Raw genomic sequence first — 4,893 nt, 5'->3', positions numbered from 1 at the left:
CACCAGCGCCGTGTAGGGACTCTGCGTCCAGCCCAGCTCCTGCGAGACTGTGTCCACGATCTGCGACGGTGACTGCGTGGATTTCGCGGCCGACTTGTGCAGCAGGCGGGACGAGCTCAGGGCAATGTCCACGCGCCCGGCGGTGGCGTGGGCCCAGTAGCGGTTGGCCGCGCTGAGGGAGGCCTTCGCCGCCGCCATCGGCACGGCGGCGTCCGTCTCCGCTGCGGTCTTGTCGGCCAGCTGCACGGTCACCAGGGTKGTCTTCAGGGTGCCTGCCAGYGGCGCGCTTACGTAGGTGTATTCGCTCCTCGCCCTGTTGGCCGGCGGCTCGGGCCGGACAAAGTCATCCACCTGCCCCTGAGGGCTCGGGTCCGACACCGCRGGAACGGCACCCGCTGGAACAGCAACGGCCGKAACTGCAACGGAGGGAACGGACGCCACAGCGGTTTGGGGCAACGCTGCTGCCAGCATCACGGCGGCAATCACTGTTGCCGCTATGTTMAGTTTTCGCAAGATTGCTCGCTTAGGGGTGAGACCGCCGGTGGAGACCTGGTGGTGGGAGCGACGTAAGGTGCCTATAGCATAAACGCCAAGTCACGCCTGTCACCMCACTAACTTTGATCCCTTAAATCACAACTGCATCACGCATTTTTGTTTGCAAGCTTCTTCGCAGTAAATGCGCATCATTTCGCCACCTGAAAACCGCATGCCAAACTCTTAGCCGTKCCTCTTTCCGTCGCCGCGGTCAACACCGCCACCCGCAGGGTGCTTGCCTTCGCCGTCGGAGGCCTCCTGTTATCGCTGATCATTGCCACCCAGATGTTCGTCAACGTKGATCCGCTCAGCGTTCACCGGACCGACGCAGTCATCATGCTCGGCGGCGCGGCATCTGAGCGACTCCCGGTGGCACGCCAGTTCCAGGCCGAATTCCACATCCCGGTCATGGTGATCTCACACACGGACACCTTGGGCAACCGGAGCGCGGATGAGGCGTGCAATGCGGCCGCCTTCCCCAACGCGGAAATCGTTTGCTTCCGCCCCCCGGACCTGGACACCCGCGGCGAKGCCCGTGCCATCTCCGCGCTGATCGAGGCCAACGGCTGGAAGTCCGTCACCGTGGTGACKTCCAGTTATCACGTCACCCGCGCCGGTCGCCTGATCGGGCAATGCACGACGGCGGACATCCAGATGGTTGCCTCCCACCCCGACCTGGATGTCTTTCAGTGGATCCGGCGGTTTGTGATCGAAACGGGAGGCCTGATCGATGCCACCTTCCGGCCGGAATGCGCCAAACACGGGGCGGAAATGTAACAATTGAACCTCATCCGGTTGAACTGGTCAGCCGGTTCGGGCATCTGACCGAGGCGAGGAGGACACGCTGGAACACTCTCCCGACGGCGCTGCCCCGCTGGTTGCCGCACCCCGGCACCTGCGCAAGCGGCGCATGCACACGGAGATCCCGGACGCCCTTCTGGTGCCCGGGGCGGAGCCTMTTCCCCTCAACGGGCCGCCGCCAGCCGCCGCGCAGGCTCCTGTATATCAGGACCCGGCAGACATGGCCAACGCCTACCGGGGGGCCGCCGACCAGGACCCGGCTGACACTGAAGCCCCGGAGGAACCCGCGGATTCAAACCCGGCAGAGTCGGGCCTGGAAGCCGCCATCCAGGAGAAGGAATCCCAGCAAGTCGCCCGCGACATGCTCCACCGGCGCAAGCGGCGGGTGGCCCTCCTGGCCGTTCTCGTTGTAGCCCTCGCCGTACCAGCCATCTTCCTGGCCCTGCTGCTCGGCTGAACCGGGCCACAGACCTTACCAACCACTCGCACACCCTTGGGGATAAACCATGCACAGCATCATGCCGATCTTCGGAACCAGGCCGGAAGCCATCAAGATGGCGCCGATCGTCAGCGCGCTGCAGGAGTCTCCGCTCTTCCGCTGCATCGTGACGGTCACGGGGCAGCACCGCGAGATGCTGGACCAGGTCAATGAGCTCTTCGGCATTGTTCCGGACCATGACCTGAACATCCTGCAGCAGGGGCAGTCGCTCTCGGCCATCATGACGCGGACCATCGACGGGCTGGAAAAGCTCTTCGCCGGAACCCGGCCGGACGCCGTCGTCGTCCAGGGCGACACCACCACCTCCACGGCCGCCGCCATCGCGGCGTTCTACCACGGCATCCCGGTGGTCCATGTCGAGGCCGGGCTGCGCAGCGGAGACCTGCTCTCGCCGTTCCCCGAGGAAGCCAACCGAAAGATCACCAGCCAGATCACCCGCCTGCACCTGGCGCCCACCTCAACCAGCAGGGAGAACCTGCTGAGGGAAGGCATCAGCGCCGAAGACGTCGTGGTCACCGGAAACACCGTGATCGACGCCCTGCTCGCCACCGTCGACAAGCAGCTCCCCTTCACGGACCCCCGGTTGGAAGCACTGGCCGCCGGCGACCGTCCGGTCCTACTCGTCACCACGCACCGGCGGGAAAACCAGGGCGAATCCATGCGCAGCGTGGGACGGGCCTTGGCCCGGATCGCCGACGCCGAGCCGGACCTGGTGATCGTGCTGCCGGCCCACAAGAACCCGCTGGTGCGGGAGGCCGTCCTTCCCGCGCTGGAGGGCAAAGCCAACGTCCTGGTGACGGAACCTCTGGCCTACGGCGAATTCACCCGGCTGCTCTCCCGCGCACACATCGTCCTCACGGACTCCGGCGGAGTGCAGGAGGAAGCGCCMAGCCTCGGCAAGCCGGTCCTGGTGATGCGGGACAACACCGAGCGGCCCGAGGCCCTGGAGGCCGGCACCGTGAAGCTGATCGGCACGGACGAAGAGCGGATTGTTGCCGAGGTGACCAGCCTCCTGCACGATTCAGCGCACTTCGCGGCCATGGCAAACGCCGTGAATCCCTACGGCGACGGCAAGGCTGCGGCCCGGACTGTGGCCGCCATTGAAGAGCTGCTCGGCGTCGGCTACCGGACCGCGGAGTTCAGCGGCGCGTAGGCGCCGGACAACCACCGGCAGGGCTGCCCGGCGCCCGGCCTTCGATGTGAGTCGGAGGGGCCTTTCGTGAAACAATTAGTGTTCAGCAGGCAAGGATGCGGGTTGCCAGCATCACGTTGTCCGTCGGCGGATCTGGTACCCCGGATTCGACCCTGAACCGACGGCGACGCCAGGGGGTGCAAGTGGACCGCAGGGACTTTCTACGACTATCAGTGGCGGCCTCAGCCGCCGCCGCCCTGGCGGCGTGCACCCCGGATACGACGCCCGGCCCCCGGCCGCCGTCGACCTCGCCCACACCACTGCCCCGTCGACCCATACCGCMGTTCGCGAGCAAGGGCCTGGGCATGCCGCGCTTCGGCGGATTCGGTTTCAAGGAGCTGGATTCCCTGAACCTGGACTGGTTTTACGACTGGGGACCTGACTACCCGCCCCTCCGGGCTGCTTCGAGCCAGGCCGCTGAATTTGTGCCCATGGTCTGGGGGCGCGGCTCCTTGGAACGGAAGGCCATAGAGCAGGTGCGGTCCGAAGTGTCCTGGACAGGTGCMGACAATCTCCTCGGCTTCAACGAACCCGACCACACCGGCCAGGCGGACATGTCCGTGGACACTGCCATCAGTCTCTGGCCCCAGCTGGAACAGGCCGGCCTCAGGCTGGGCTCTCCGGCCCCGGTTCAGGCGCTGGGCGACTGGCTCAAAAATTTCATGGACCAGGCAGCCAGGAAGGACCTGCGGGTGGATTTTGTCGCGATGCACTGGTACGCGCCGCCCCACGGGGACTCGTTCCTCCGCACGGTGGAGAAACTGCACGAACGCTACGGGAAGCCCGTCTGGATCACCGAATACGCCGTCGCCGACTGGAAGGCCACTGCGAAGTCGCCCAGCCGGTTCACGGAGAAGGAAATCCTGGCGTTCATGAAAGAGACCGTCACCGGACTCCGGAAGATGCCGTACGTGGAGCGATTCGCGTGGAAAACGCGGGCCCACGGCGACCCCATCATGGGCGCCTCCGCCCTGTTCCGGAGCAACGGCTCCCTCACCCCCACCGGCGAGCTCTACCACTCCCTCTAGGACCTACCTCCAGCCAGTGTCCTGGTGCCGCTAGGGGCCCGCAGAAAATTGCGTCTTTCCTGTGTAAAACCGGGACTTTCCTGAGTGTTCCCCGTGCTATGTTGACTTCAGCCACAACTGAATCAGGGACCACACAGGCCAGAGCAGTCACATCCCGACGCCGCCACTCGTGAGCGGAATCCGTCGGGACGCACCCCGCCGCTGGCCTTTGTTGTCCCCGCAGCTGTCACAGAACCCAGCAACCCTCCACGAAGGGAACTCATGGAACGCCGTAAGTTTCTCACTATGCCCCTGGCTGCAATGGCGGCGCCCGGCGCCCTGCTGGCCGCCAACGCCGGAACCGCCCAGGCTGCTACGGCACCGACCGCAATCCCGACCGTCCCCGCCGTCACGCTGCMGGCTGATACTCAAAAGGGATTCGGCTGGGGCGGCAAGGACGCCCTGGCGCTMACACAGATCAAGAGCCTCAAGCTGGACTGGCACTACACCTGGGGTGCGCACTACAACGTCACCACCAATCCCCCGTTTGTTCCCATGGTMAAGAGCGAACGAACGCTGCTGGAGCAGGACGCCCTGGGCTGGGTATCGCGCCAACTGGCGGAAACGAAGACMAAGCACCTGCTGGGCTTCAACGAGCCCGACAACACCTCCCAAGCGAACATGAGCGTGRACAGGGCCATTCAGCTCTGGCCCAAGCTGATGGCAACCGGGCTGCGGCTCGGGTCCCCGGCGTGCACCAGCCCCGGCAGTGCGTGGCTGGCCGACTTCATGGCCAAGGCCAAGAACAAGGGCCTCCGTGTKGACTTCTTGACTACGCACGTCTACGCTTGGCCCAGGGC

Annotated in this window: 5 protein-coding genes and 1 pseudogene; 5 read left to right on the top strand and 1 reads right to left on the bottom strand. The window is 65.4% G+C overall.

The annotated features are described in order from the left end of the window. Positions 1 to 252: pseudogene (locus AC1DBQ_RS21935) on the bottom strand (S-layer homology domain-containing protein); the annotation flags it as partial. Positions 253 to 819: 567 nt separating this feature from the next. On the opposite strand from AC1DBQ_RS21935, the gene AC1DBQ_RS21930 reads away from it, so the two are divergent. The 5 genes from AC1DBQ_RS21930 to AC1DBQ_RS21910 form a co-directional block, all read left to right on the top strand. Continuing rightward, positions 820 to 1,311 (top strand): YdcF family protein, encoded by a 492-nt coding sequence (locus AC1DBQ_RS21930; RefSeq protein ID WP_476930523.1) that lies wholly within the window; start codon positions 820 to 822, stop codon positions 1,309 to 1,311. A gap of 244 nt (positions 1,312 to 1,555) precedes the next feature. Beyond that, complete coding sequence (locus AC1DBQ_RS21925) at positions 1,556 to 1,792, top strand: hypothetical protein (RefSeq protein WP_476930522.1); 237 nt, start codon at positions 1,556 to 1,558, stop codon at positions 1,790 to 1,792. 49 nt (positions 1,793 to 1,841) lie between these two features. Beyond that, positions 1,842 to 2,987, top strand: a complete 1,146-nt coding sequence (gene wecB, locus AC1DBQ_RS21920; protein WP_476930521.1) for a non-hydrolyzing UDP-N-acetylglucosamine 2-epimerase — start codon at positions 1,842 to 1,844, stop codon at positions 2,985 to 2,987. A gap of 344 nt (positions 2,988 to 3,331) precedes the next feature. Further along, positions 3,332 to 4,054 (top strand): glycosyl hydrolase, encoded by a 723-nt coding sequence (locus AC1DBQ_RS21915; RefSeq protein ID WP_476930520.1) that lies wholly within the window; start codon positions 3,332 to 3,334, stop codon positions 4,052 to 4,054. 285 nt (positions 4,055 to 4,339) lie between these two features. Further along, positions 4,340 to 4,893: glycosyl hydrolase (locus AC1DBQ_RS21910; protein ID WP_476930519.1), on the top strand; the 554-nt coding region annotated here is incomplete at its 3' end.

The organism is Arthrobacter sp. 10T413_2 (genome assembly GCF_056394205.1).
This window is presented reverse-complemented; position numbering and strand designations above follow the sequence as displayed.